The sequence below is a fragment of the Ruficoccus sp. ZRK36 genome (assembly GCF_019603315.1).
GTDB lineage: Bacteria > Verrucomicrobiota > Verrucomicrobiia > Opitutales > Cerasicoccaceae > Ruficoccus.
The window spans coordinates 1193026-1219314 of the sequence record NZ_CP080649.1 but is presented as its reverse complement, the minus strand read 5'-3'; the positions used below and the strand labels follow the sequence as shown (position 1 = coordinate 1219314).

Here is a 26289-nt window from a genome sequence, read left to right as displayed (position 1 = left end):
GGGATCGAGTCCAAGTATTCACGGTGACAAGGGTCGGGTATTACCGGTGCTTTTTCACCTATTCCTTCAGGGCAAGCATGTAGTAGGTGCCATCCTCGGCCTCGATGCCGTGAGTGTCGTGGCCAAAACCCGGCAGGGCGCGGTCCCACTCCTGCAAGGCCAGCAGATAGCGCATGAACGGCTCGTCCGCAGTGCCCATTTCCTCGCCCGGCATGACCAGCGGAATGCCCGGCGGGTACGGCACTATCCCGGTCGCGGCGACACGCCCGGCGGCCTTCTCCAACGGGATACGCTCCACCTCGCCCGCCACCAGATTTTGATAGGCATCGGCGGGAATCATCCGGCGGTCCGGCAACTGCGAAAAGGCCTCGTCCTGCGCCTTGAGCTGACCGGTCCCGGCCAGGGTTTGCATCATTTTCTCGGCCAGATCCCTCAGCCCGAGACCGGGATATAACTCGGCCACGTGGGGGATGCAGTCGGCCAGCGGCGTGTTGGTATCGAGATCGTCCTTAAAGGCGATCATGGCGTGCACGAGCGTACTCCACTTGGCGTTAGTGATACCGAGGGAGAACAGGAACAGCACGGAGAAGTCTGTCGTTTTCTCCACCACGATGCCGCGTCCGTCGAGGTAGGCTGTGAGGAGGGAGGCCGGGAAGCCCTTCGGGTCGAGCGTGCCGTCGTCATTGAGGCCGGGAGTGAGCACAGAGACCTTGATCGGGTCGAGCATGCAGTAGTCCTCCTCCAGATCGAAGCCGTGCCAGTCATCACCGGGATGCAGCACCCAGCAGGACGGATCGGTCGCGAGCAGGTCAGGCGAAGCCTCGTCGAAGGGCACCTCGGCACCCTCTTCCTTGACCGTATCCGGATTCCAGGTGCGGAAGAACCAGTCGTCACGCTCCGTGTAGGTACGCCACAGGCCCATCACGCTCTGACGGAAGGCGATGGCCTCACGGATGGACTGGTCCACCAGCATGGTGCCGCCGCGTCCGTCCATCATCGAGGCACTCACGTCGTTGGAGGCGATGATCGGGTAGAATGGCGAGGTCGAGGCGTGCATCATGAACGACTCATTGAAGCGCGCGTGCGAAATATTTTTGCGGCCCTCACGCATGTGGATAAAGGAAGCCTGCGAGAACGCCGCCAACAGCTTGTGCGTGGAGTGCGTGGCGAAAAGCGTCGGGCCACCCTCGGGCTGGTCAACGGGCTCGCCGCGCATGGTAAAGCGCCCCTCATACAGCGGGTGGAAACGCGCGTATCCATACCAGGCCTCGTCGAAGTGGATGCGGTCGAGCTTGTCGCCGATGATCTCCAGCACGCGATCCACGTTATAGGTGAGGCCGTCGTAGGTGGAGTTGGTGATAACCGCGTGAACGGCTCCCTCCGCACCCTCCGGGAACAGCCCTGCGGGCGGGATAGGCCCGATGATGCCGTAGCGGTTGCGGGTCGGCATGAGATACGTAGGCACGGCCCCGGTCAGGGTCAGGCCCTGCTCATTGGATTTGTGGCAATTACGGTCCACCAGCACCGACTGGCCACGGCCGACGCAGGCCGTCCAGATCACACGGTTGGAGGTGGAGGTGCCGTTGGTCACCGTGTAGCTGCGATCCGCCCCGAAGACACGGGCCGCGAATCTCTCGCCCTCACCAATGGGGCCACTGTGGTCAAGCAGTGAGCCCAGCTCCCCCACGCTGATCGAGAGGTCGGAGCGGAAGACCGACTCCCCGAAATAGTCGTAGAACATACGCCCGGCCGGATGCTTCTGAAAGGCGACGCCACCCGTATGCCCCGGCGTGTGCCACGAATACTCGTGCACGAGGTCAAAGTCGATCAAGGCCTGCGCTACCGGCCCGAGTACGTTACGGGAGTACTTGCGCACGGCGGCGAGAATACGCCCTCCGATAAACGGCGCACTATCCTCCATGAGCCAGATCAGCTCCGAAACCTGACGCAGCAAGTGCTCGTGCAGGACGGTCGTGGTTTCGCGTGACGTCAGCAGAAAGAGCGGTACCCGTTCATTACACTGGCGCACATACTCGATAAAGTCCTCCGCCTCGGCATGGGGGTCCTGGGCGTTCTCGCCCAGCAGCCAGTCCACCAGGACGGCGTGCACGGCGGCGTCCGAGCCAAAGAGCGCATAGGCGTCATCCGGGCCGGGAGCCTGGAGCACCTTGACCCCATTGGCCTCAAGCTCGCCGACGAGCATGCGACCGGCTCGGCCCACGGCGCTGTCGCGTTCGAGGTGGTGACTGACGAGCAGGACTCGCGGACGGAAAATATCTGAGCGGCGTTCGATCATAAGACTATAAATCGGATATTTTAAGAGGATGAGGAGGATTATCTGCGCGGCTCCGCAGCCGGTGGCAAGGCGTGCTCGGGCTTGCCCTCGTGCTCGTGCGGGGGCTCGTCGTCACGACGCAGGCGATTGAAGCTGTAGCAGGCGGCGGAGATCATGATGCACACGGCGAGCCAGGCGACCTGCTTGGCATTGGAGCCGATCATGGCCCATGAGCAGTAGGCCAGCGTGATAAAAATAATCGTACCGGTCAGCCACTTGCGGCGCTCACTGCCGATAAAACGAATGAGGGCCGAAGCCACATAGAGGTAAGCCACCACCGTCATCAAAACCGCGATGGACGAGATGACCCCAAACTCCTTGCTGGCCGAGGGCGAAACCGTCAGCAGCTGCGTGGCTGTCATGAGCACAGCGACGATGAGCAACCCCTTCACGGGGACGCCATGCTTATTCTGGTGACCAAAAATCTTCGGGAACAGGCCATCGTCAGCGGCAGCCTTGGCCGTCTGCGCCGTCGCCAGAATCCAGCCCCCGAGCGACCCCAGGCAGCCGACTGCCGCACAGATGCTGACCGCCGCTCCGCCGATTTCGCCGAAGACCAGTTTCGCGCAGTCCGCGAAGGGCGCGGCCGACTTGACCAGCTGCTCATTCGGAATAGCGCCCATGATCGCGGTACACGAAAGCACATAGGTAATCGCCGCCAACACGACCCCGCCAATGGTGGCGATGGGGACGTTCTTCTTCGGGTTGTCCACCACCCCGGCTGCGACTGCGGCTGTTTCCACCCCGATGAAGGACCAGAGCGTAACGTTCAGCACCCCCTGAATCGCCGCAAAGTCGCCTTTGCCGCTCACGTTCCAGGCCGCCATATAGGTTTCGCCGCTGAACTTGAACCAGCCGAGGATGGCCACCCCCACAATCGCGACAAGTGCGAGAATCGTCGCCACCGACTGCACGTGTGCGGTCAGGCGAGGACCGAGGATATTGATAAAGGTGAAGAGCCAGATCATCGCCAGGCAAGCTATGGCCAGCACCCACGGCGCATTCAGCGCGGGGATGAAGTAGCTCAGATACCCCACACCGACCACCGCCAGCGCGACGTTACCGATCCAGCTCCCGAGCCAGTAGAGCAGGTTCGTCTGATAGCCGACAAAGGGGCCAAAGCTACGGCGCGCGTAGGCGTAGGAACCACCAGGGCTGTCGTCGATAGCGGACATCTTCGCATAGACCAGGGCCAGGCACACGGCCCCCGTGATCGTGACCAGCCACCCATAGATGGCGATGCCGCCGGTAGCGGCGAGATTGGCCGGGAGCATAAAAACACCCGAGCCCATGATATTACCAGCCACCATCAGCGTCGCGGGCACGACACCGACCTTGCCGGCGTGTTTGGCTAATCCCATTGTGGGCCTTCGTTAGGGGTTGAAGCTGTAACGAGTCGTTATCTGCAAACGGAAATCATCCCCATCGCTGCCGTTGATGGCGCGCTTGCGCCCGTACATCAACTCGGCACCGACGGTGAGCTCCGGAAATATCTGCCAGACCACATTACCAGAGGCGTAGTAGGTCTCGTGCATGACAAAGGGATTGATGACGCCCCCCGTGTTCTCGTCATCGATATTGATGTAACCGATGGTAAAGGTCGAGCTGACCGCATCAGTCCAGCTGTGCTCATAGCCCACGCCAAAGCCCCAGGCCCCGATGGTCTGCAGCTGGCCCGAGGCATCCACATAGGCGTCGAGCCCGAGCCCGGAAACATCCTGCAAGTAGTTGGCATAACCACTGCCGCCACTGGCCCAGGCCATCAACTCGTCGTCCTCGGTAAAGTTCCAGGCACCGGACAACGACAACCCCCAGCCCAGAGCATCCGAGGTACCCACCGCGGTCTGCGAGGAGAAACTGCTCAACACACCGGTGGCCTGCACATGCCAGTTATCCCCGCGCAGTGCTGCACCGGCAATGATATCCGGAGCGCGCTGGTCGGTGGAGTTGGCGTTGGTCACGCTCGGGCTGGCCGCCTCCAGCGAGGCAAGCCCGACCAGCTCGGCATCCCCCAGATCGAGCAAAGCGCGGGTATAGCGAATCTGGGCGTTATACGTGATGATCAGTGAATTTGGCCCCTCGTAGTCGAGCGTGGCCGGGATGGCATTCTCGTCCGTCATGGCACTGTACCCGTAGCCGATGCGCAGGCCCTCCCACTCACCGTAGAAACGCAGCAAGTAGTAGCCATACTGGGATGTGCTGGCGTTTGCGAAAAAGTTGTTCGCGTACTGCACATTGAGAGGGCCGTGGCCGGTCTCCAGAATCCCCTGAAATGCCAGCGTGGACTGCCTGAAGCTAATCGTAGCATTCGGGCCGCCACCGTAGTCGTTCTGCCCGAAAACCGGCAGCGCCGAGGTTATAAATTCGCCGGGGCTGTTGGCATTATTCGTATCGCCGATGACGTCCGCCTGCATGGTGAGCGAGAACTTCACATACGCATCCGTCCCCCAGACCGGGATAAAGCCCTGGGGCACATTGGAGGGAAGTTTTTCGATCGACAACTGGGCCGCAGGTGGAGCCTGGACCTGCACCGCGGCAGGCGTGCCCTTAGAAGCCGCTACGGATGCGTCCGTGGCGCTCTTCTGGACAACAGCAGGTGCCGCCTCAGTTTGAGCGGCTTTGGCGGGAGCGGCTTTCGAAGCCTCCGCAAGGGCGGGAGGAGCAGCGGTATCCGCAGTGGTCTGAAGCCGCTGGTTTTCTTCGCGCAGATCAGAGACCTCAGTCTCGAGCTGAGAGATGCGCTTCTCCATCGCCTCCAGCTTTTGCAGGAGCTGCTGCGCAGTCGCCGGATCGATCTCCTGTTGTGCCGCTCCCACCACACATGGCAGGCTCAAAGCAAGGGAGAGCAGAAGGCGAGCATACATAGATTTAAGCGCGAATCTACGCAGGCATACTAACGGTGTTGGGCACTCCGTTGGCAACAGTAAAAAACCTGTTTAAAGGCCCCACGCTCTCCACGCCATCGGTGATCTCTTCTTTTAAATCAGCACTTCTAAAATAGAGACTGCAGGCGGGGGACATCCACATCCGTCAAGCGGTACACGGCCAGATCCGCCATACCGAGATCCTCCAGCCGGTGCGTCGTAGCGACGGCAACAACCTTCATCCCCCCGGCCAGTCCAGCCTTGATACCATGGATCGCATCCTCGAAGACCACACAGTCCTCGGGCAGACGGTGGATTTTCTGGGCAGCTTTGACAAAGACTTCCGGGTCGGGCTTACCGGCTGAGACGTCCTCGGCACTGGTGATGTCCGCGAAGTATTTGCGCAGGTCGGCGATATCCATGATCGTCTCGATATTCTCGCGAGAGGTGGAGGAGCCGACGCAGCACGGGATACCCGCATCCATCAGCCCCTGCAGCAGCTCGCGCACACCGGGCAGCGGATCAATGCCGCGCTCACGGATGATCTCACGGTAGAGTTCTTCCTTACGGGCATCCAGGCGGGCAATCTCCCTGGCATCAGTCGTCCACTCAAGGATCTCGGGGATAATAACTGTGTTTTTGCGCCCGAAACCGCGCTTGAAGTGCCCCTCGGGCAGCGGCATTTTCTCTTCCTCGGCCAGGAGATCCCAGCTTAATTCATGCGCCGAGGAGGAGTCGATCACGACGCCATCCCAGTCAAAAAGTGCTCCTTGCAGACTCGCCATAGGTGGAATCATCGCATCGTCTGCGGGTCAGGGCACGGTTTTTTTAGGCGACGATGTGAAAAAAAAGGCGTGATTAATTCCGCGGAATAGTGGTTTACTGCGCGCCATGGTCATTAAGCCGAAAATTCGCGGATTTGTTTGCATCACCTCTCACCCCGCCGGGTGCGCCGCGCACGTGCAGGAAGAAATCGACTACGTCGCCAAGCAGGGAGCCCTCGAAGGCGGCCCCAAGCGCGTGCTCGTCGTAGGCTCCTCCACCGGGTACGGGCTCTCCTCGCGCATCGTCACGGCCTTCGGATTCGGGGCCGACACGCTGGGTGTGTTTTTCGAGCGCCCCAGCTCCAACGGCCGCCCCGCCAGCGCCGGCTGGTACAACACCGCAGCCTTCACCGCTGCTGCCGAGGCCAAGGGCCTCTACGCCGGTAACATCAACGGCGACGCTTTCTCCCAGGAGATCAAGGACAAGACGATTGCCACCATCCGCGAAAAGCTCGGTCAGGTGGACCTCGTCATTTACAGCCTCGCCTCCCCCCGCCGCACCGACCCGGTATCCGGCGAAACGTACAAGTCCGTGCTCAAGCCCGTCGGCTCCTCCTTTGCGGCCAAGACCCTCGACACCGACAAGAAGATCATTTCCGAGCAGACCATCGAACCGGCCAACGAGCAGGAAATCGCCGACACCGTCAAAGTCATGGGCGGCGAAGACTGGGTCATGTGGATGGACGCCCTGAGCGAAGCCGGTGTGCTCGCCGAAGGCGCGGCCACCCTCGCCTACTCCTACATCGGGCCGGAAGTCACCCACCCCATTTACCGCAGCGGTACCATCGGCAAGGCCAAGGAACACCTCGAAAACACCGCCGCCACCCTGACCGCCAAGGGGCACCCGGCCTGGGTCGCCATTAACAAGGCCGTCGTCACGCAGGCCAGCTCGGCCATCCCCGTGGTCCCGCTCTACGTGTCGCTTCTGTTCAAGATCATGAAGGAAAAGGGCCTGCACGAGGGCTGCATCGAGCAGATGTACCGGCTCTTCGCCGAGAAGTACAACAACGGCCAACCCGAAACCGACGAAGCCAAGCGCATTCGCCTCGACGACTGGGAGATGAAGCCCGAGGTTCAGGAAGCCGTTAAGGCGCTCTGGCCGACCGTCACCTCCGAAAACCTCGAAGAAATCTCCGACTTTGCCGGCTATCAGAAGGACTTCCTCCAGCTCTTCGGCTTTGGCCTGGACGGCGTGGACTACGAGGCCGATGTCGAGGCCGACGTGCCGATGGACGCCTGATTTCAGGCCCCATCGATACGCCCGATGACGCTCGAACCCGCGCACTGATACGATTTTGTTACTAACGACTCTGGTAAAAAGAGTTGAAAATCACCGGGTAGATGCTTTATCAAAATACCCGATACACATTTTATGCTGACTAAAGAGGTACTCATCACCACCAACCCCACGCCCCGCTGTGAAGGGCATGCCGCCGTCGTGCGGCAAATCGCTTCGTAATGGGAAACTTGCCATTCTCAGGAGGCGGGCGCCGTCCAGGCGGTAACCGCAAACGCTATCAACGCAACCGGGGGCCTCGTAAGAACGAGCGCATCCGCGTACCGGAAATCCGTGTCATCGGACCCGACGGTAAGCAAATCGGCGTCATGCAGACGCGTGAAGCCCTTGCGCTGGCCAAGAACAACGGCCTCGACCTGATCGAGATCTCCCCCACTGCGCGCCCGCCCGTGTGCCGTATCCTCGACTACGGCAAGTACATGTACGAGCAGAGCAAGAAGGAGAAGGAGACCAAGGCCAAGGCACAGAATGCTTCGAGCAAGCTCAAGGAGGTCAAGTTCCGCGTCCGCATCGAGGAGCATGACTACATTACCAAGCTCAAGCGTGGTGAAAAGTTTCTGGCCAAGGGCTCCAAGCTCAAGATGACGCTGATGTTCCGTGGTCGTGAAATGGAACACAAGGACCTGGGCTTTGACGTCATCAAACGTGCCGTGGAAGACCTTGCACACATCGCTACTGCCGATGCTCCGGCCAAGCTCGTCGGGCGCAACATCACCCTCACGATGTCGCCGCTGCCCGCCAACAAACGCAAGCTCAAGTACAATGTGGACCTCGACGAAGAAGACGACGACGAGGACGACGAAGAGTAAGCCGAAGCCGACTTCCCTTTTTCTGCTGCTATGTCTCCTGACGCTGTGCCCGCTCCAACAAGCGGTCGCTGCTCAGGCGACGATTAACGGCACCACCTACATCTCGCTCGATACCATCGCCGCAAAGCTGGGCATGGGCACGAGCTGGCTCAAGAGCGGGGAGCGCCTCCAGCTCAAAAGCAAGTGGACGACCCTGGACTTCAGCCTGCACAAACGCTGGCTGACGCTGAACGGGGAGCGCATCTACCTGGGCATGTCGATCGCCTCTAACCGGGGGCAGCTCATGATCTCCAAACGCGATTATGATACCACGATCCGCCCACTGCTCACGCCTACGCAGTTCCAGCCCGTCCCCAAGCTCTACCGCATCGTGATCGACCCCGGACACGGCGGCAAAGACCCCGGCGCGCAAAACACACACCTGGGCGTCAACGAAAAGACCCTGACCCTCGACGTGGCCAAGCGCCTCAAGCGCAAACTCGAATCCTATGGCTACAAGGTGGAACTCACCCGCGAGACGGACAAATTTATCTCGCTGAGCTCCCGCCCTGCCTACGCCAACCGCGTAGATGCCGATCTGTTCGTTAGCATTCATTTCAACGCGGTGGGCGACAGCAGCGTCAGCGGCGTAGAAACCTACGCCATGACCCCACCCTACCTGCCGTCCACCAGCAGCTCCAAGCTCACGGCCTCGGCCCGCAAGAGCTACCCCGGGAACAAAAACGACCCCTGGAACACGCTGGCCGCCTACTTTATCCAAAGCGCCATGGTCCGTGAACTCGGCGCCGACGACCGCGGGCTCAAGCGCGCACGCTTCGCCGTACTAAAAGACCTGAACTGCCCCGGTATCCTCGTCGAGGGCGGCTTCCTCTCCAACTCCGCCGAAGCTCGCCGCTTAAAGACTACGGCGGGGCGGGAAAAGCTGGCTGATGCGCTGGTGGAAGGAATCCTGCTGTACCAAAAGAAGCTTAACCTTTTACGCGGAAGGGGATAAATATTCGCCGTGAACTTCATGCATCTGATCTGCATCGCCCTCGGGGGCGCACTGGGGGCCGTCAGCCGCGCAGTCGTCAGCCTGTGGATTCCCGCTGAGTACCCGTGGGCCACGCTCGTGGTCAATGTCTTCGGCTCCCTGCTGATCGGCTTCATTTTCGGGCTGGAAGCCTTTCACCACATCAATCCGCACCTGCGACTGTTGTTGACCACCGGATTTTGTGGAGCCCTGACCACATTCTCGACGTTCAGCTACCAGACGATGGCGCTGTTCTCTAAAGGTGAAATAGCGGGCGCCCTCGCCAATATCGCGCTCAACCTCGTGCTGACCCTGCTGGCGGTAGCAGCCGGCCTGAAACTGGCTGGACTTACCGCTCGGGTGTAGCCTTTATAGGATACCCATGAGGTATCCTACGATCCGCCGTCATCATCGATTCGGTCGCGCAGCCTCGTGCGGCTTTCTTCTTATCCTGAGCCTGGCTGGGCTTTTTTCTGAGACGCAGGCCGAAGTCTCACCCGAGCGCGTCGTCGTTGTCGCGAATTCAGCCGATCCAGTCTCGCTGCAAATCGCGCAGTATTACATGCAGCAGCGGGCGATCCCCGAGAAGAACCTGATCGAGATTGAAACGACGACTGGCACGGACGTGAAGTGGGATGAGTTCATCTCGACCATTTACAATCCGCTTCGGCGAGAGCTCGTGGAAAAGGACTGGCTCAGCGGCACGGTCATGGACCAGACCGACCCCGAGGGCCGGGTGCAGGCCGCCCTTGTCGCGAACAATATCGACTTCCTCGTACTGTGCCGCCTGCCGGTCAAAATCAAAGAAGACGCATCGCGTATGGCCCACGCGCGGGAGCTCCCCGAAAAGAGAGAGTTCAAAGTCAATCGGGCTTCTGTTGACGCGGAGCTGGCGCTGCTCATGGCCAACAACCCCCCGATCGTCGGATTCGTCGGCAACCCCCTCTTTGGCAAGCTCAAGCTGCCCCCACTGGTCGGCGACAGTGTCGTGCGTGTAGCGCGGCTCGACGGGCCGAGCTTCGAGGCCGTAAAGGGCTGCATCGACTCCGCACTGGAAGCCGAGCGCAGTGGGCTGCGTGGCCGTGGCTACATCGACCTGGGCGGACCTCATGGGGACGGAGACCGCTGGATCGAAATGGCTGGTCGACGCGTCGAAGACGAAGGCTATCCCGTCACCTGGAACAAGGAGAAGAGCTTCCTGGGGTGGAAAGACCGCTCCGACGCTGCTGCCTTTTACTTTGGCTGGTGGACCCAGAGCATCAATGGCACCTTTGCGGACCCGACGTTTCGCTTCGCGCCAGGCGCCATCGCCATCCACATCCATAGCTACTCAGCCAGCCAGCTCCGGTCCCCGGACAGCAGCTGGACAGCCCCCCTCGTGCAGCGAGGTGCCGCCCTCACCGTCGGTAATGTGTACGAGCCCTACCTCCAGCTCACCCATCGCCCCAACCTCCTGATGGAGGGACTGGTCAAGGGTATGAGTGCCGGCGAGGCTGCCTACTACTCCCTGCCCGTTCTCAGCTGGATGTGCCTCTACATCGGCGACCCACTCTACCAGCCTTTCAAGGTCGACCTGGATACCCAGATCAAGCAGATGGAAGACGGCGACGAACTCGACCAGTATGTCGTCCTGCGCAAGATGAAGCTCCTGCGCGCCGAAAAACAATACGAGGACTCTTTCATCTTCGGTGTTGAGCAAAACCGCAGCCACACCGGTCTGGCACTGGCTCTCTCCCTCGCACGCCAGTACGAGATGCGCGGTGGCCATGCCAAGGCGCTCAGTAGCCTTGAGCCATGGCTGGATCCTGACAGTCTTCCCGTAAGCCAGTGGGGCCTGTACTATAAGGTCGGCAACTTTCTCGAGTCCATCGGTGAGAGCGAGCAATCCCTGAGCGTCATGCGCAACCTGCTCCAGATCAGCGCTGACACACCCGCTGCGCAGACGGCTTATTACCCCTTTGCGATTGAGTTGGCCCACAAGCTCAACCACATCGACCAGGCCGGAGACTGGCAGTCTGACCTGACTCAAAAACAAGTCGAAGAGCAGGAGAAGCGTGTGCGCAAGAAAATGAACGACAACCGCCCTTAACTGACAGGACGGAGAATCAGCGAACGCTTATTGTGAATCGTCGACCAGTGCGGCGGCCTTCTCATAGAGCAGGCGGCTGACCCACGCATCCGTTGCGGCATACGTCAGCTGACTGCGGCTGAGATTCTGCCGCGCCCAATTGGAGACCTGCGCCCCCTTTGAGATACGGAAGCCGAGCAATATCGCCGCTAGCGAACGCAACCCGGTGTTGGTGATCTCGAGCTGCTTGGTCATCGTGGCGATTTCGACAAAGTTGCGGTCCTTGTACGGGGTGATCTCCTGCAGGCGCTTCACATCATCGTGCAGGGCTACCCCGACCTTGGCGATCGACTTGCTGCTGAGCAGCGGCTTGATTGCCTCCATCCCGTCGAACTGGCCAATCTGGAAAAGGTATACCTCGGTCGCCGATGCGAACTGCACCAGCGAGGGCAGGTAGTGATCCCCCTTGCGGAAGGACGGGCGCGACTCGGTGTCGAAGCCCAGCACGGGCTCTTTCTTCAGTATCTTAACCGCACGGCGCGCGTCTTCATCGGTATTGATCAGATGAATCATGCCCTCGTACCGGTAGAGCGGCAGCTCGTTGATCTCTGCTTTCGTAATGCTAGTGGCGTATGGTAACGCCTCGGTCTCTGTCTCGCTGTCCAATGCTACAATATCCTCTCCAACCATCTATATGTCCATCTCAAGCCCGTCATAGGCGAGAAGAATCTTTTCGGGGTAGCGCTCGTGGCCGAGTTTGCTGCCCGCTTCCTGATGGTAAATATTGCAGTACATGCGCGTGTTGAAAAGAAATTCTTCCAACTCCGCGTCGCTACTCGTCGGCTCGTGGTGGAAAATCACCAGGTTGCGGACACGAGCGCGTGCAGCCAGCTCCACCCCGATCACATTACTGGAGTGGCCCCAGTTCGCTTTCGTAAAGGTGGCATCGGCCATCGTGTACTGCGCGTCAAAAATCAGCAAATCCGCCCCGCGGATGAAATCAACAAAGGGATAATTCTCCTCGTAGGCGTCGTGCTTGTGCTCCGAATCCGTCGAGTACACCAGGACCTTGCCATCCTTTTCAAAACGATAGCCATAGGAGGTACCAGGGTGATTCTGGACCACACTGCTCACCTGAAACCCTGCCAGCTCAAAGGGCGTACACGGCTCCCGGATCTCAAAGCTGATATCCGCCGAGAGCTGATCGAACTCGATGGGGAAAAACTGTCCCGACATCTGCCGCCGGAAGCACTCCTCGGCCTGCGGGTGATAACTGTGAATGACGATCCGGTTCCCAGGTACAAAAGCCGGGACAAAAAACGGGAATCCCTGAAGGTGATCCCAGTGCAGGTGGCTCATCACGAAGTGGTAGGTCGTGGGCTTTCGCGCCTGGCCACTGCGCACCAGAGACAGCCCCAGATCCCGTAGGCCTGAGCCCGCATCCAGGATGACCATATCGCCGTCCGGATTCTCCAACTGCACACAGGAGGTGTTCGTCCCGTAGGTGCCCCGCACGCTGAAGGGCAGCTCTTTATCGATGAAGGCATCGATGGCCTCAGCAGAATCCAGTGTGTAGCCCTGGGACGCCTGTAGGGCCATAAACACCTTTGCGCGAACGGTTTCCTCGTTCACGCTGGCCGGTAATGATCCTTGTGTGCCCCAAAACTTTACCTTCATAAAGCGTCTGTATCCATGCTCCGCAGGAGCTAAAATCAAGCCGCTAGCCTACCGATCGCCCCCCGCCTTGGCCAGTCTTAAAGCCGTCTCAAACAAGGGTTTTTAATAGCCCCGCTTAGCATTTTTTTTACGCAAATCATCAACGACACCCCCAGCCGCATGCCATTGCATTTCTTTCACACGGGCCGCAATCGCCCTTTACAGATAGGCCGCGATCACTATGTTGTCGTTTTGAGCCGTAAAATGCGGGCGTCGTATAACGGCTATTATGTGAGCTTCCCAAGCTTGAGACGAGGGTTCGACTCCCTCCGCCCGCACCATTATATTTCAAGCCTAATTTACTGATAAATAGGCAGTTGAACCGAAAATTCGACTTTTTCGAGGGAGATGCAGATTGCCTGAAATTGCCCCGAATGGACAGAAATCCTAGTGACTTCTAGTGTTTGCCACAGCCCCCAACGAAAGCAACCACGACACCCTGAGTTCACCTCGAGGCGGACGGTTCACCCACTCACGCAGGCCCACCAGCAGGACACGAAGTTCCAGACGCTGAAGGTCTCCTGCACAGTAAAAAAATCCTCCTCGTGCGACTCGCCCATCGCAAAGCTCAGATAGCCGTGCTCAGCCTTATAGAAAAAGTCGTTCATCCCCACATTCATCTTTGCCTCCAGCACGGATATATCGCTTCCGTTTGCGTTCCATTCACCGCTCGCCCAGACGCCGACCGCGTTGGTCATGTTGAGCATCAAGCCGCTGAAGACATAGTGGAGTGAGCTGCGAAAGCTGCTTCCATTCAGTACCTCGTTACTGCTTTTAAACTCCATACACATGCCGTCCTGGCCCTCGTAGGGAGAGATCAGGAAATCTCCCATAGCATCCGTCTCCAGAATGTGCGTATAGAGACCGCTGATCCCCGTGACGGCATGCTCAGTCTGCGCGGTATGTGCAAACATCCGCTCAGCCAGCCCGAGATAAATGGCCCAGACCTGATCAAGCTCATAGCCGTTATAGGTGAAATGGTTGCCGCGCACACCAAGCCCCGTTCCATAGTCCAGAGTTGGATCTTCACCGATAAAGGGCCCTCCTTGCATAAAGGCCACCTTTGTGGCCGGAGTATAGGTCCAGCAATCGACGATGTTTGTAAAGCCTGCCGCGCTCAGATCCTGCACGAAGGGATCAAAGTCAAAGCCCACGAGCCGGGCATTCAGCTCATCGACGCCAAAGTACCAGGCCGCAGCCAGCGCCACTCCCACATAGCCCTCGACGTGGTTCGGGTTCCACGTCTTGCGGGTATTTCGGTCGCCCTCCGCCGTCACGCGGTAGTCGTTATCATCCTCCAGGGTAAAAGAAGCGGCCACAGCCAGCGCCTCCATCAGCAGGTCCGCCTTGGCCTTATCACTGGCGCTGAAGGCAGACCAGACCTGCGGTGTCCTGCGCGCGAATGCCAGCGACCAGGCAAAGGGGCCATGCGACCAACCACCCAGCCCGCCCTGACACTCCGGCTCATTACCTCCGGCCATCACGGAGCGGAAGCGCTCGTGGATGATCTCCACCAGCCGAGGGTACGGTGTGCGGCCATTCTCCTGCTCCAGGTACGCCTCCAGGCAGAGGGCGTAGAGCGCATGGGTCTCACCAAGTTTGTGAGAGCGCTGTGCAGGCTGGAACTGCCAATACGGAGCCTCCAGGTGAAGCGCCTCCTCCATGATGCCTGCGGGAAGCGCGTATGTCTCCGGAATGCTGATGACCTCGATGTTATCGATCATGATATCGCCGCCATTGCTGGTGCTGGCACTGGTGAACCCGAACAGACCGATACCATTGGCGGGCACGAAGCTTGAGTTGGTGAGGTATTCAAATATCCCCAGCAGAGCTCCGCCGGCATAGACCGCGAAGTGATTCGCCTCCAGCGTCAGTGTGCCTCCCACCACAGTGTTCTCGATCACCACGGTGTTCTCGATCACCACGGTGTCGGTGCTGCTGTTGGTATAGACCGAGATCAAAGTGCCATCAGCATTGAGCTTGTTGATATAGCCAGCACTGGTCGCCCCGTAGACATAGATCGTACCGTTGGACATCCGCAGCTGCACATCAAAGGGGCAGTTGTACTTCGAGCTTATGTTCCCTCCAGGGTTCGCCACACGGAAACTGAACACGCCCGCGCTCGACGTATCATCGGACAGCGCGACATTGAACTGAAACAACTGGACCAACTGCGTCGAGGCGATGACTGAATAGTCTTTCGTAAAGGATGTCGCAGCACTGGAACTGAGATCATAAAGCCGGACGGCATTCGCCGATAATGAGTTCGGTAGAAGCGCCTGAACATCGACGAGTTGCGCTCCGTTATCCGCGGTGCCTGTGCTGGGAGAGGCATTATATCCGCTCAAATCAGCCGAAGAAAAATCATCCGCATAGAGGATGTGGGCTCTCAGGCTGACAGTGGAAACAAAGGCGGATGCAACGAGGGTAATCAAACATAGTAACTTCATCATGATTCTTGGATTGGGGGTTGATTGAAAAACAAACACCCAAGTCCACACCCGAAAACAAAGCCCTGTAAGCCTCCCACTATCGACGAGATGCGCTTGCTACAGCGCACAGACGATAACGATCTCTCACCATGCACGAACTCTAGTATCGGGATCTGATAAAAGACAATCGGCCCGAAACTCATGCTGATGAATCTGCAACTACCAGAGCCAACGCCAACACAACGCACGGACTCCTGAACTGCACATGATGATACGGCAGGAGAAAAGCTCCCGCCACCGCGGCATCGCACATAGTGGGGCCTCGATCCTTAGATATCTTACGGGAGAGCGTTGGGGCCAACCATGCTGCGCGACACGGGCAGCTCGGGTACGGCCTGCTCGACAGCGCCAATCGTCTTGCCCGTTTCGGGGCGCGGATTACCAAAGATATCGATAGTCACCTGCGGAAAGTCTCCCTGCGCCTGGCCAATCGCCGGGCTGCCCTCTGCTGGGGCGAGAATGCCCGATGACAGTAAAACAAGCTCGGGATCAACAACCGTAAACCCAGGCAAGGTGATAAGCTCGGGGGACATGCCATAGGCGATGTTTCCCTCAAGCGTCCAGGTAGACATCGCGCCATCCGGATCATAAATCTGTGCGCCCACTCCCACGATGATGTTGTTAGCGAAGACGACCCCCGTCGGCAGAATGCTGGAGTCATGCTTCGGGTGACGGATGCCGATATTGAGCACACGCCCGCAGTCCACGATCGTGTTAAAGGCCACGGTCGCCCGGGTCACAGGCTCATAGTAGTTGCCCGCATCACCGTTGTGCAAAGCTATCGCACTGTAGGCGAGCTGGTAGAAAAAGTTATTGATCACGACCTGATCATCCCCGCGAAAACGGACACCGCCCGTGCCCTTGCCATGATCACCGATGAAGACATTACCTTCGACGAGGTTTCCCGTCCCCTTACGCAGCACGATGCTCCCACGACAGGCAATGATCAGGTTATCGCGGATGACATTATCCGAGCACTTGATGGAGATCATCTCGGCCTCGCCATTGCAGGCCTCAAACACGTTTTTCTCGATAACGGTATGTGAGCTGCCCAGCGCCCCGACCGTCCCCTGATGAACCTGGATGGTCTCAAAGCCGTTGTTCGTTTCACCCGGGGAGACATTCGCGAAGTAGTTGTGGTGGATACGATGATAATCAGGCCCGGTGGCATCGCTCCGCTTGATCTGCACGATCTGCTGATTGCTCTTTTCCCCGGCGTTGTTGTCGTTGGTGAATGAGCAATACCCGATCTCGCAGTGCGTGGCCTCGTCGTTGAACCGCACCCAGTGCCCCGCCTGAAGAGCATCGAAGCGGCAACCCCACACGCGGTGCCCTGTCCCCTCGGTGAACTCCAGGCGACTCTTTTCGCCGAAGTCGAACCCCTCCAGGCTGAGGTATGTGCCCGTGAGCAGTACGGGCGCGTTCAGCGTCACTTCCCCCGGACTCTCCGCACGCACGGTGACTCTGGCCTCTTCGGTTCCGCGCCCCTTCAGCCGCAAGGTCTGCTTGTATTCGCCCGGTGCGACAATAATGACATCGCCGGGAGCCGCCTGAGACACTGCAGACTGCAGTGCCCCAGCCGTATCCACGCTAATTTCTGCCGCCCCGGCCTGTCCAAGACACGCAACAAGGCAAGCCGAGGCGACAGCCCCAAGCAACTGATGAGTAGGGAGCATATGAAGAAAGATCTGACTGTTTCTATCTAAACGCTGAATCTGAGACCGCGCTTACTGCGCGCTCTTCGTGAAACGCTTGCGGCCCATCAGGAACATGGCGATAGCAGCCCCCATCATGAGCGCAGAGGTCGAAGCCTCTGGAATGGCTGAAATCTCGATATTATCGATGATGACGTCGCTTCCTGTCGCGCTTGAGCTACTGACGAATCCGAAACGGCCGATACCCTCGGTGGGATCGTAGGTGCTGCCCGTCCGGAATCCCCATATCCCCTTGTTTTCACCATCGATATAGACGGCAAACTCTCTGGCCCCCAGCGTCAGCTCGTTGCTGGCCATATCCGTCAGGGTGATGGATGATGTACTGCTGTTGGTGTACACGGCGATGTTCACGCCGCTCGTGTCCATGACGTTACTGAACCCATTGCTCGTGGCTCCGTAGACATAGAACACGCCAGTCTGACGCAGCTGGATATCAAAGACACAGTTATCCTTACTGCTTGTGCTGCCCCCTTCATTCGTCAGCCGGAAGCTTAAGACGCCGTCCGTCGTGCTGGAGCCAACAGCCAAAGCCGCATCGAAGGTGAAAAGCTGCACGAGCTGAGTGGAAGCCGTACTCGTGTAGTCATTTTCGAGAAAGACTGATGCTGTCGACAAGTCGTAGACCCGGGCGGCATTACCGGAGAACGGATTGGCGGGCGTACTTTCTTCATCAACGATTACGACTCCACGATTCTCGTCTGAGACCGTCGGGGTCACATCATAGCCGCTGAAGCCTCCTGAGTTGAAGTTATCCGAAAAAATAGTCTGAGCTGACAGCACCGAAGAAGCTGTAAGCAGAGAAGTTATGAGGCATGCGTGTACGATCTTTTTCATATTATGAGTGCTTGGGGTTTGCGTTATTCGACATCGACAGCTCTGACCGAGCCGTCCAGATAGAGTTGGTTGCGGATATCGCCGTGATACGGCTTTTCAGGCAGCACGCTAGACCAGCCCTGCGAGCCATTGATTAAAGGTGATTGTTGGTCGATTTCGGTCAGCAGCATGGCCGTGGAGGCATCGACGTCCGTCTCGTACATGAGCATCGAGGGGCTCCCGACCTTGGCAGGATCGCTGCTCGCGTAGCCCCACGGGTTTTTCCTGCGCCCGCCGAAGGTTAATGAACTCGTAGCAAAGTACACAGGCCCGGTCATGTCTGGATCATGGGTAAGATACTCCGGGAAGGTAAAAGCCTCCATCAGGATGACTCTCTCTCTTGGCTCGGGTAAGCCCATGTACGGATAAAGAAAATTAGGAAGATTGCGGTCGAGGCTGGGATGCGTCCCGTAGAAGGGTCTTTGGCCATTTATAATAGGGCCCGGCAGGTACCCCTGATGCTCCTGCATATACATATGCATCGCCACACCAATAGCTCTCAAATTACTAGCACTAGTCGTCGAGCTGGCACGGATCCGCATCGACGATATAACGGGAACCAACAGACATACCAATACGGCCAACACCGCGATGACGGATAATAGCTCTACCAGCGAAAACCCTCCTGCGGGGAGCCATCGATATTTCGGAGGGGCAGAAGTACGACGAGATGAGGTAGACACGGGGTAGTAGAATGTCATGAGCACAACCTACATTCGGGGAGCGACACTGCAAGGGCACCAAATTTCATGCAGATGAAATCCGTTGTGAAGAGGGGTCAGCGTCAGCTTTAAAAGCAGAAACAACAAACGAATATAAAACCATCCACCAACCTGACTCGCCCGTCTACACAAAAGATAAAAAACATCCCAATAGCATCATAATACGAAGGATAATGAAGACCTACGGCACAGGCCGAAGCTCGGCATTACTCCTCCAACGCACTCCCTGCAGGAGTCACCACCGGCTTAATCATCGACTCCCACCAAGCTAGCACAAAGGGCCAACCGCGGGGTTTATCGGTCAGGTCGGCCAAGGTGACGATTTTTGCCTCACCATTGGCAAAGCCCCAGTATCCATACTTGGCCTTATAGAGAAAGTCCTCGCTCCCCACATAGATGGCACCCATCAGCTCCCTGCCCTCTTTACCCTCGGGGTTCCAATGACCACGGGCCCGAACGGCTGCCGCCGTCGCCATGTTATTCATCCAGCCTTCGTACACGTAGGAGAGTGAGCTCCGAAACGGCGAGTCGTTCTTCACCGCATTCGTTGTCTCGAACTCGTAGCACATACCGTAGCGCCCATCATAGGGCGAGATCAGGAAATGGCCGTCATCACCCTTGGTCAAAATATGCGTGTAGAGACCTTCCTTGTTAGTCACCGGGATCTCGGTGCGCGCCGTATGGGAGTACATGCGCGAGGCCAGCTTCTTATAGATCTCCCAATCCTGATCCAAGCTCAGCCCAAGATAGGTAAACGTATTGCCGTGCACACCGGCCCCTTTTCCATACTTCGCCGCGGCATCCTCGCCTTTATAGACTCCGCCATGCATGAGGGCCTGGCGGGTAGCGGGAGTATGTGTCCAGCTGCCAACGATATTTGTAAAACCGGCTTCACGTAGCTGCTCTACGAAGGTGTCGAAGTCGAAATTCACCAGACGGTCGTTAAGATCATCCACTCCGAAGTACCAGGCAGCCGCCATCCCCGCGGCCACATAGCCCTCAACGTGGTTGGGGTTCCACCTCTTGCCGTAGTTCCTGCACCCGTCCAGCAGCGTACGGTAGTCATTGTCATCATCCAGCGTGAAAGAAGCGGCGACAGCCAGCGCCTGCATCAACAGGTTCGCCTTACCCTGCTCCTCAGCACTGAGAGCATCCCACACGGCAGGTGTGTTACGGATATACCCCAGCGACCAGGCAAAGGCGCCATGCGACCAACCTCCCAGCCCGCCCTGGCACTCAGGCTCGGATCCACCGGCGAGCACGGAGCGCAACCGCGAAGTCACCGCCTCGACCAGCCACGGCTCAGGGGTACTCCCCTGCTTCTGCTCCAGATAGGCCTCCAGGCAGAGCGTGTAAAAACCAAAGGTGTGATTGAGGTGATGCGAGCGCTTGTTGGGGCGAAACTCCCAATAGGGAGCCGAATAGGTCAGCGCCTTTTCGAGGACAGCGGGAGGCAAAAGAGTCTCAGCAGACTGAGATACGGTATCTGCGGATGCCACAACAGAAGCGGATGCGTGCGGCTCAGGAGATGGTTTTTCACAGGACGTGAAACAGCAGCACAGAGCAAACAGGGGGATGGATAATAGAAAGCGCATGGGGTATAAAATCTGACGAGGTAAAATGGGCAGTAAAAGCATTTCAGCCGCCTTGAGCGTTTATCTGAACAGGCCTTAGGTCATACGGTCGAAATCCTCGGGACCGACTACATACAGAGGCTTTTGCCCACTGTAGTAGCGGCTGAGATTCTGTAAGCCTAGTGCTCCGCAGATATGCCGCGAATCTTTTGTCGGCCCGGAGGTGTGCGGCATAAAAAGTCCATCCGGAATACTCAGCACGGGCGCACCATGCTCCAACGGCTCCTGCTGGTATACATCCAGAGCGACCTTTAACTCGCGCTCACGGGCAACCTCGACCAGGTCCTCTTCATCCACCAGTGCACCGCGCCCCACGTTGACAAACAGTGCCCCCTTCGGGAGATGCGACAGCACTTGGCGGTTGATGCATTTATAGTTATCGGGGCGCAGGGCCTCCATCTCGACAAAGACATCACAATCCTCAGCAAGGCTCACCAGTGAGTCCACCGGGCGAGCCCCCACGGCCTCGATCAGCTCCACAGGAACGCCGGGAGCATGGACTGAGAGCTGAACCTTAAACGGCTTGATCAGCTCAATCAGGGCGCGGGCCAGATTACCAAAGCCGTGAATCGCAACGCGCTTGCCAATCAACGTGACCGACCTCGGAGACATGTTGTTCCACACGCCATGCTTCACCAGCTCGTCGTGGTGCCAGTGGGTATCACGAAGGCGCGAAAGGATCAATGCCAGCGCCCCCTCTGCAACAACCGGGCTGCAGATATTTCCCCAGTTCGAGACCAACAGCCCCTCCTCAAGGTGCTTGCGGGTGATCGCTCGCTTGGGAGAGCCCACCAGCAGGCAGAGGTACTCCAGGTTACCCCCGCGGCTCTTCAGGAACTCAAGCGGGATGTCGCGCAGGCGCCAGGCCCCGACGAGTACCTGCGCGGACTCAAGCAGGCCATCCGGCGCCTCCTCGGGGTTCGTCCAGATCCCATGCTGAAAGTTAGCCATAGCTTTTCCCCGTAACTGTGGCGGGTAAAAGTCTTCGGCTTCGCTCGGGATAAATGCAAATACGGGGGCTTGCCGGTCAGTCGCGGCCCGGACGGGGGAGTATGTTGAGGTGTTCAATACCTCGTTTTTATCATTGTAGGTGGATACGGCAATTGGTACGAAATTCATGCGCATGAATACATCCATGATTGCCGCACCTTTCATGGCTTGTTGCCGTCCTGAATATCCCCCGATCAACAAACCAAGGTAGCTGATGAGTGTTGGCCGTAAATATACCCAAAAAGACATAGCCAAGGCGGCCAACGTGCACCCCTCTACGGTATCACTGGCCATGAGTAATAGCCCTGCTCTGGCCGCAAAGACACGAGAGCGCATCCAGAAGATCGCCCAGGAAATGGGCTACCAGCCCGATCCCTTTCTCTCCCAGCTAGCCCACTATAAGCACCATGGACGCGACGGCGTCTTCCGGGGCACCCTGGCCTTTCTGATTAACCGAAACCTGACCGAGGAAAACCCCAAGCCCAAGCCCTACCCATCGTATCTGGCTGGCGCGATCAAGAAGGCGGAAGAGTACGGCTATCAGCTTCAGGTTTTTGACTTTAACCGCAGTAAGATCTCCGGAGCACGGCTACGGCAGATCATGCTCGCACGGGGCATCAAGGGCATCCTGCTGTGCCCGCAGCCACGAGGGATCGAGCGTATCGACGACTTCGACTTCAGCGGTTTTTCATGCGTGAGCTTCGGCTACACGCTCAAATCCCCGCGCTTCCATGTCGTCAACACCCACCAGTTTCATGCCGCCCGGCTCTGCATGCAGAAGCTGATCGACATCGGCTGCAAACGCGTCGGCTTTGCCGTACCCCAGTTCCATGACAGCCGCGTTGATCATAATTATCTGGCCGGCTATCTGACCTGCCTGGCTCAAGCCCCGGAGCTGACTCCCTTGCCCGTCTTTGACGGCGACAGCTTTTCCCAAAGCAGCTTCTCGAAGTGGTTTCACAAGGTGAAGCCCGACGGGCTGTTGACCGTCCCCTACCGCCTGCCGGAGTTTCTCAAGGCCATGAAAGTCGATACACAAATCGCGTGCAAGATAGCCGTCGTCAGCCTGCTCGATCGCAACGAGGGCTGGTCCGGTATCGACGAAGACGCCGAGCAGATCGCGGCCTCCGCCGTGGACCAGGTCGTCTCCATGATCCGACGCGGTGAGATGGGCATCCCCGCCAAACCCGCGAGCCTCCTGCTCGAAGGCAACTGGGTGGAAAACGAGAGCTTCAGGCTACACGATCGAGCGACGGTAGGCGCGGGGTGAGACCCCCTGGTGGCTGGAAAACCAAATCGAGAACTGGGTCGCATGAGAAAAACCCAGATCCGCTGAGACTTCCTTGATGGATTTCGTTTTCTCGCGCAGGCACTGGCAGGCATAGTTCATCCGGCGGTTGTCCCAATACTGCCTGATCGTGATGCCCATCTCCCTGCGCCAGTGACGATCCAGACGGCTGGCACTCAACCCGCAATCCTCGGCCACCTCTTCACGCGAAAACTTATTCCCCATCGGACGGCTTGCCATATATGCGAGGCTCCGTTGGACACGCTCATCCTCTCCAAACTGGATGTCTACGCCAACTCCCCACTCGCTGGCCACGAAGAGAAGGCTGTTGAAAAAATCCAATACACGAGCCTGACAATCGGCAGCCTGCCGGAGGGGCATCTTCACACCCGGTATGGATAACCCGTGATCCTCCCCCGGAGACACCGGTGGCAACGCCGACGCCAGAGCCTCCGCCTGCGCGAGCAGCCGTGAGTCCTCTTTTAGCACGCAGGCCCAGTTCCCCATCCATGACAGGATGGCCGCTCCGCAGCTTACGCTAAGGTTGATGGAGATCAGCTCAGCATGACTGGTGAACTCCTGATAGCGCTGCCCAGGAACCATGATCAGCCACTGCCCGGCCCTTGCGCGTAGAGCATGCCCATCCTTTCGCACAGTCACACTGCCGCGCTTCATATACCAGGCGCTCAGGTAGCGGGCGTTAAAAGTGCCCTTACGCCCCACCCTGCTTGGCACATCCACATAGTAACGCACCAGCAGCACATCAAGCTGCGTCCAAATGCAGTGGCTGGAAGTCAGGCGGTCGCGTTCCACAAAGGCTCATCATGCGAACCCAACGCACAATTTCCATAACTTTTTAAACAAGAACAATACGCCCTTCCTATTGATGAGAATAAGATGCTCATAGATCATAGAAACAGAAACCTAACCCATTTATTTCCTGCCTCTAATTCAGGAACCAACCCCCATACGCACACGATGAAAGATTTCCCCATCACAGAATACGGCGCCATCGGCGACGGCGAAACCCTCAATACAGCAGCCATCCAGAAGGCTATCGATGCCTGTCGTGATCATGGCGGTGGCCGGGTCTGTGTGGCAGACGGAACCTACGTCACCGGGACGATTCACCTCTACTCGAACATCGAGCTCCACCTCGAGCCCAACGGCGTCCTGGCCGCCAGCACAAAGGGGGAAGACTACCCGGACTTTGTCAGCGAGGAGCTCGACGAGAAAAAAGCCCCGCGGGCGACCAATCGTTGCCTCATCTACATCGGTGGGGCCAGCAATGTCTCGATCACCGGCATGGGCCTGATCGACTGTAGAGGGAGCGCATTTTGTGACGAGATCACGGACCCCGACGGCAAAAAACGCTACATTCGCAATACCGACATTCTGCCGGCACGCATGATATTTGTCATGAGCAGCACCAACGTGCGCATGTGTGACTTTACCATGAAAGAGATGGCCGGCGGCTGGGGGTGCTGGATTAACAACTGCCAGTACGTGTCCGCCGACTCCGTGAAAATGTATTGTAATCCTCAATACCCGAATGCGGACGGCATCCACATCAACTGCTCCAGTGACATCACCCTGAGCAACTGCGTCATCCACTCCGGCGACGACAGCATCATCGTGCGGGCCAACACAAATACCCTCAAGCAGCCTCGCGTCTGCGAGCGCATCATCGTGAAAGGCTGTGTCCTCAGCTCCATCCACAACGCGATCCGCATCGCCTGGCGTAACGACGGCACCGTCCAGAACTGTACCTTCTCGGATCTCGTCATCACCGACTCTCGCCAGGGCCTGACGATCGAGCTCCCCGACCACTCCAGCCCGACCGACTTCAGCCTGAACCGAACGCGCGTCCGTAACATTAATTTTAGCAACGTGGTCCTGGACCGCATTTTTGAAAACCCCGTCCAGATCATCATCCACCCGGAGAACCTCGTGGACGCCATCCAGGATATCCACTTTTCCAACATATCTGCCACCAGCGAGCTCTTTCCCATCGTGGTTGGGCGCGAGGATGCAATCATCCAGGACATCTCTTTTAACCACTGCAGCTTCACCGTCACCGGCCAGCAAGAGCCGCCCTACCCGGTCTTCCAGCACGTTAAGAACCTTCATCTGGACGACACCACGTTCAATATAGAGGCATAGAACCTCCCGGGGACAGGGAGACCCTACCCACGAGCTCTCTCGCTATCGACGCGGGAGCACATAGATGCGGACGCCCTCAAAGGCAGACGCTCACTGGCGATGAGTCTCTTCGGAGCGTCCGCTTAGGGCATGGACGAGAGCCAGACACGGCCTCGTGACCTGAACCCAATACCCACAGCACGTCCGCTCGGAGGCTGTGGTTGCAGCCGTAGGCTCTCCAGCCAGATGCCAGCGTCTCAATAACGCGAATTCTGCTTGTCTTAAAAAGGCAGTATCATTAGGTTAACGTCGTCTAGCATATATACCCCATGTGCCGGTCAAATCGACGCACGACCGGCTAAAGTTGCAAATATTAGCCCTACCCCGACTATGAGATTGCCCCAACGTTTAAGTATTCGCTCTATTTTTGCCTTTTCCGTCGGCGCTCTTGCCCTGATGGGCACCTGCCAAGCCCAGCTGGCGTGGGACACCTTTGACAGCTATGCGGCTGACAGCGCCATCGGTGGCCAAAACGGTGGCTCCGGATGGAATAATGCCTGGGGCAGCACGGTCACGGCAAACGTGACCGACTCTGGCATCAGTTATAGCGCAGGCGGCATCAGCCGCGGTGGCGGCAACGCACTGGAGGTGACAACAGCCGGGTACACCGCTCTGAGCCGTAATGTTTTCTCCGAAGCTCAGACAGGTGGCCAGGACTACTACGCCAGCATGATCTTTCAGGTCAACAATGGCACATCGACGAGCCAAAGCCCCATTATTGGTACAGCTTCTGAGTCGGCATTTTTCAGCTGGGGTGCCAGCGACTCGGATGGCACTGCGACCACGAACCTCACACTCGGTGGCGTGAACGGCCCGACCACGATTGCGCGCGTCGGTGACGCCAACCGGGCAGCTAGTAGCGGCATCCTGAACTATTACACCACGTACTTCCTCGTCATCCGCTACGGCGGCTGGGATGAAACGCTCGGCCGCTACACGACTGCGACCACATGGCTAAACGCGTCAACGACTGAGGGTAGCGGTACCATGGTTGAGGAGACTTTCCTCGGCACAGGCATGGGGAGTAGCGAGATTATTGGCTTAAAAGCCCGCACTCACTTTATCGGGACAGATGACAATGACACCTATGTGTTGTTTGACGACGTGGTCTTCGGAGACAGCTGGGCAAGTGTGACGGGCGCGATCCCCGAGCCTTCGACCTATGCCGCGCTTGGCGGGCTGGCAGTCCTCGGTGTTGTGATCCTGCGCCGCCGGCTCAAGGCCTGACCCGATCATTGGGTAATCCCTGAATACCTTTCTGAGCCGCAGCCGAGTGCTGCGGCTTTTTTGTGTCAGGCAAAATGACTGAAACGCCTGCGCCCCAGCAGAAGCCCACGCATATCCGTAAAACATCTGTGATCGAGAGTACCGCGAAGTCACCGACACCCCAGAAATCCAGCAACTGTTCTGTGTGAATAGGAAATGGCTTTCGCTCCCGGAGCGATCTC

Annotated in this window: 21 protein-coding genes and 1 tRNA gene; 9 read left to right on the top strand and 13 right to left on the bottom strand. The window is 58.1% G+C overall.

The genetic code is table 11. From position 1 onward, the window contains the following. Positions 1 to 58: 58 nt before the first annotated feature. From K0V07_RS05365 to K0V07_RS05350, 4 genes are all read right to left on the bottom strand, one after another. Positions 59 to 2296 carry an Orn/Lys/Arg decarboxylase N-terminal domain-containing protein gene (locus K0V07_RS05365; RefSeq protein ID WP_220623509.1) on the bottom strand — a complete coding sequence of 746 codons (2238 nt, stop codon included), beginning with the start codon at positions 2294 to 2296 and terminating at the stop codon, positions 59 to 61. Positions 2297 to 2334: 38 nt separating this feature from the next. Then, positions 2335 to 3696, bottom strand: coding sequence for an arginine/agmatine antiporter (adiC, locus tag K0V07_RS05360; protein WP_220623508.1), 1362 nt, complete (start codon positions 3694 to 3696; stop codon positions 2335 to 2337). Positions 3697 to 3708: 12 nt separating this feature from the next. Beyond that, complete coding sequence (locus tag K0V07_RS05355; RefSeq protein WP_220623507.1) at positions 3709 to 5169, bottom strand: DcaP family trimeric outer membrane transporter; 1461 nt, start codon at positions 5167 to 5169, stop codon at positions 3709 to 3711. Positions 5170 to 5327: 158 nt separating this feature from the next. Then, complete coding sequence (locus K0V07_RS05350) at positions 5328 to 5984, bottom strand: HAD family phosphatase (protein WP_220623506.1); 657 nt, start codon at positions 5982 to 5984, stop codon at positions 5328 to 5330. 106 nt (positions 5985 to 6090) lie between these two features. Between K0V07_RS05350 and fabV the strand changes: the two genes are divergently transcribed. The 5 genes from fabV (at position 6091) to K0V07_RS05325 (ending at position 11230) form a co-directional block, all read left to right on the top strand. Beyond that, positions 6091 to 7263: an enoyl-ACP reductase FabV gene (gene fabV / locus K0V07_RS05345; RefSeq protein WP_220623505.1), complete on the top strand. Its 1173-nt coding sequence runs from the start codon at positions 6091 to 6093 to the stop codon at positions 7261 to 7263. 218 nt (positions 7264 to 7481) lie between these two features. Beyond that, entirely contained in the window at positions 7482 to 8129 is a 648-nt protein-coding gene (infC, locus tag K0V07_RS05340) for a translation initiation factor IF-3 (RefSeq protein ID WP_220623504.1), read from the top strand. Continuing rightward, positions 8083 to 9123, top strand: a complete 1041-nt coding sequence (locus K0V07_RS05335; protein WP_220623503.1) for an N-acetylmuramoyl-L-alanine amidase — start codon at positions 8083 to 8085, stop codon at positions 9121 to 9123. The genes infC and K0V07_RS05335 overlap by 47 nt, the downstream gene beginning before the upstream one ends. An 18-nt stretch (positions 9124 to 9141) precedes the next feature. Next, positions 9142 to 9507, top strand: coding sequence for a fluoride efflux transporter CrcB (gene crcB, locus K0V07_RS05330; RefSeq protein WP_255568184.1), 366 nt, complete (start codon positions 9142 to 9144; stop codon positions 9505 to 9507). 16 nt (positions 9508 to 9523) lie between these two features. Continuing rightward, positions 9524 to 11230, top strand: coding sequence for a TIGR03790 family protein (locus tag K0V07_RS05325; RefSeq protein ID WP_220623501.1), 1707 nt, complete (start codon positions 9524 to 9526; stop codon positions 11228 to 11230). Positions 11231 to 11257: 27 nt separating this feature from the next. Here K0V07_RS05325 and K0V07_RS05320 read toward each other — a convergent pair whose 3' ends face one another. Continuing rightward, a complete protein-coding gene (locus tag K0V07_RS05320) occupies positions 11258 to 11899 on the bottom strand; it encodes a 3'-5' exonuclease (protein WP_220623500.1) in 642 nt (213 codons plus the stop codon). Then, positions 11900 to 12886, bottom strand: a complete 987-nt coding sequence (locus K0V07_RS05315; RefSeq protein ID WP_220623499.1) for an MBL fold metallo-hydrolase — start codon at positions 12884 to 12886, stop codon at positions 11900 to 11902. Between the two features lie 245 nt (positions 12887 to 13131). Between K0V07_RS05315 and K0V07_RS05310 the strand changes: the two genes are divergently transcribed. Beyond that, a tRNA-Gly gene (locus K0V07_RS05310) sits at positions 13132 to 13206 on the top strand. A 183-nt stretch (positions 13207 to 13389) separates the two neighbouring features. Here the strand turns inward: K0V07_RS05310 and K0V07_RS05305 are convergent. The 6 genes from K0V07_RS05305 to K0V07_RS05280 form a co-directional block, all read right to left on the bottom strand. Then, a complete protein-coding gene (locus K0V07_RS05305) occupies positions 13390 to 15378 on the bottom strand; it encodes a hypothetical protein (protein WP_220623498.1) in 1989 nt (662 codons plus the stop codon). 317 nt (positions 15379 to 15695) lie between these two features. Beyond that, complete coding sequence (locus K0V07_RS05300) at positions 15696 to 17093, bottom strand: polysaccharide lyase 6 family protein (RefSeq protein WP_220623497.1); 1398 nt, start codon at positions 17091 to 17093, stop codon at positions 15696 to 15698. 51 nt (positions 17094 to 17144) lie between these two features. After that, entirely contained in the window at positions 17145 to 17966 is an 822-nt protein-coding gene (locus tag K0V07_RS05295; RefSeq protein ID WP_220623496.1) for a hypothetical protein, read from the bottom strand. A 23-nt stretch (positions 17967 to 17989) separates the two neighbouring features. Then, positions 17990 to 18706 (bottom strand): prepilin-type N-terminal cleavage/methylation domain-containing protein, encoded by a 717-nt coding sequence (locus tag K0V07_RS05290; RefSeq protein WP_220623495.1) that lies wholly within the window; start codon positions 18704 to 18706, stop codon positions 17990 to 17992. A 227-nt stretch (positions 18707 to 18933) separates the two neighbouring features. Then, positions 18934 to 20184: a hypothetical protein gene (locus K0V07_RS05285; protein WP_220623494.1), complete on the bottom strand. Its 1251-nt coding sequence runs from the start codon at positions 20182 to 20184 to the stop codon at positions 18934 to 18936. A 213-nt stretch (positions 20185 to 20397) separates the two neighbouring features. Continuing rightward, positions 20398 to 21516 carry an NAD(P)-dependent oxidoreductase gene (locus tag K0V07_RS05280; RefSeq protein WP_220623493.1) on the bottom strand — a complete coding sequence of 373 codons (1119 nt, stop codon included), beginning with the start codon at positions 21514 to 21516 and terminating at the stop codon, positions 20398 to 20400. A gap of 127 nt (positions 21517 to 21643) precedes the next feature. On the opposite strand from K0V07_RS05280, the gene K0V07_RS05275 reads away from it, so the two are divergent. Beyond that, positions 21644 to 22621 (top strand): LacI family DNA-binding transcriptional regulator, encoded by a 978-nt coding sequence (locus tag K0V07_RS05275; RefSeq protein WP_255568160.1) that lies wholly within the window; start codon positions 21644 to 21646, stop codon positions 22619 to 22621. Here the strand turns inward: K0V07_RS05275 and K0V07_RS05270 are convergent. Next, positions 22589 to 23452 (bottom strand): AraC family transcriptional regulator, encoded by an 864-nt coding sequence (locus tag K0V07_RS05270; protein ID WP_220623491.1) that lies wholly within the window; start codon positions 23450 to 23452, stop codon positions 22589 to 22591. The two genes, K0V07_RS05275 and K0V07_RS05270, sit on opposite strands and share 33 nt — an antisense overlap. A gap of 165 nt (positions 23453 to 23617) precedes the next feature. Between K0V07_RS05270 and K0V07_RS05265 the strand changes: the two genes are divergently transcribed. Then, on the top strand, positions 23618 to 24802 hold the full coding sequence (locus K0V07_RS05265) for a glycosyl hydrolase family 28 protein (protein ID WP_220623490.1): 1185 nt from the start codon (positions 23618 to 23620) through the stop codon (positions 24800 to 24802). 369 nt (positions 24803 to 25171) lie between these two features. Further along, a complete protein-coding gene (locus K0V07_RS05260) occupies positions 25172 to 26068 on the top strand; it encodes a PEP-CTERM sorting domain-containing protein (protein WP_220623489.1) in 897 nt (298 codons plus the stop codon). Positions 26069 to 26289: the final 221 nt, after the last annotated feature.

Coding starts and splice junctions, on each gene's coding strand:
- adiC (WP_220623508.1), bottom strand. CDS start 3,696: ATGGGATTAGCCAAACACGCCGGCAAGGTCGGTGTCGTGCCCGCGACG.
- K0V07_RS05295 (WP_220623496.1), bottom strand. CDS start 17,966: ATGAAAAAGATCGTACACGCATGCCTCATAACTTCTCTGCTTACAGCT.
- K0V07_RS05365 (WP_220623509.1), bottom strand. CDS start 2,296: ATGATCGAACGCCGCTCAGATATTTTCCGTCCGCGAGTCCTGCTCGTC.
- fabV (WP_220623505.1), top strand. CDS start 6,091: ATGGTCATTAAGCCGAAAATTCGCGGATTTGTTTGCATCACCTCTCAC.
- K0V07_RS05260 (WP_220623489.1), top strand. CDS start 25,172: ATGAGATTGCCCCAACGTTTAAGTATTCGCTCTATTTTTGCCTTTTCC.
- K0V07_RS05275 (WP_255568160.1), top strand. CDS start 21,644: ATGAGTAATAGCCCTGCTCTGGCCGCAAAGACACGAGAGCGCATCCAG.
- K0V07_RS05335 (WP_220623503.1), top strand. CDS start 8,083: ATGTGGACCTCGACGAAGAAGACGACGACGAGGACGACGAAGAGTAAG.
- crcB (WP_255568184.1), top strand. CDS start 9,142: ATGCATCTGATCTGCATCGCCCTCGGGGGCGCACTGGGGGCCGTCAGC.
- infC (WP_220623504.1), top strand. CDS start 7,482: ATGGGAAACTTGCCATTCTCAGGAGGCGGGCGCCGTCCAGGCGGTAAC.
- K0V07_RS05325 (WP_220623501.1), top strand. CDS start 9,524: ATGAGGTATCCTACGATCCGCCGTCATCATCGATTCGGTCGCGCAGCC.
- K0V07_RS05300 (WP_220623497.1), bottom strand. CDS start 17,093: ATGCTCCCTACTCATCAGTTGCTTGGGGCTGTCGCCTCGGCTTGCCTT.
- K0V07_RS05265 (WP_220623490.1), top strand. CDS start 23,618: ATGAAAGATTTCCCCATCACAGAATACGGCGCCATCGGCGACGGCGAA.
- K0V07_RS05315 (WP_220623499.1), bottom strand. CDS start 12,886: ATGAAGGTAAAGTTTTGGGGCACACAAGGATCATTACCGGCCAGCGTG.
- K0V07_RS05350 (WP_220623506.1), bottom strand. CDS start 5,984: ATGGCGAGTCTGCAAGGAGCACTTTTTGACTGGGATGGCGTCGTGATC.
- K0V07_RS05320 (WP_220623500.1), bottom strand. CDS start 11,899: ATGGTTGGAGAGGATATTGTAGCATTGGACAGCGAGACAGAGACCGAG.
- K0V07_RS05280 (WP_220623493.1), bottom strand. CDS start 21,516: ATGAAAGGTGCGGCAATCATGGATGTATTCATGCGCATGAATTTCGTA.
- K0V07_RS05290 (WP_220623495.1), bottom strand. CDS start 18,706: ATGACATTCTACTACCCCGTGTCTACCTCATCTCGTCGTACTTCTGCC.
- K0V07_RS05305 (WP_220623498.1), bottom strand. CDS start 15,378: ATGATGAAGTTACTATGTTTGATTACCCTCGTTGCATCCGCCTTTGTT.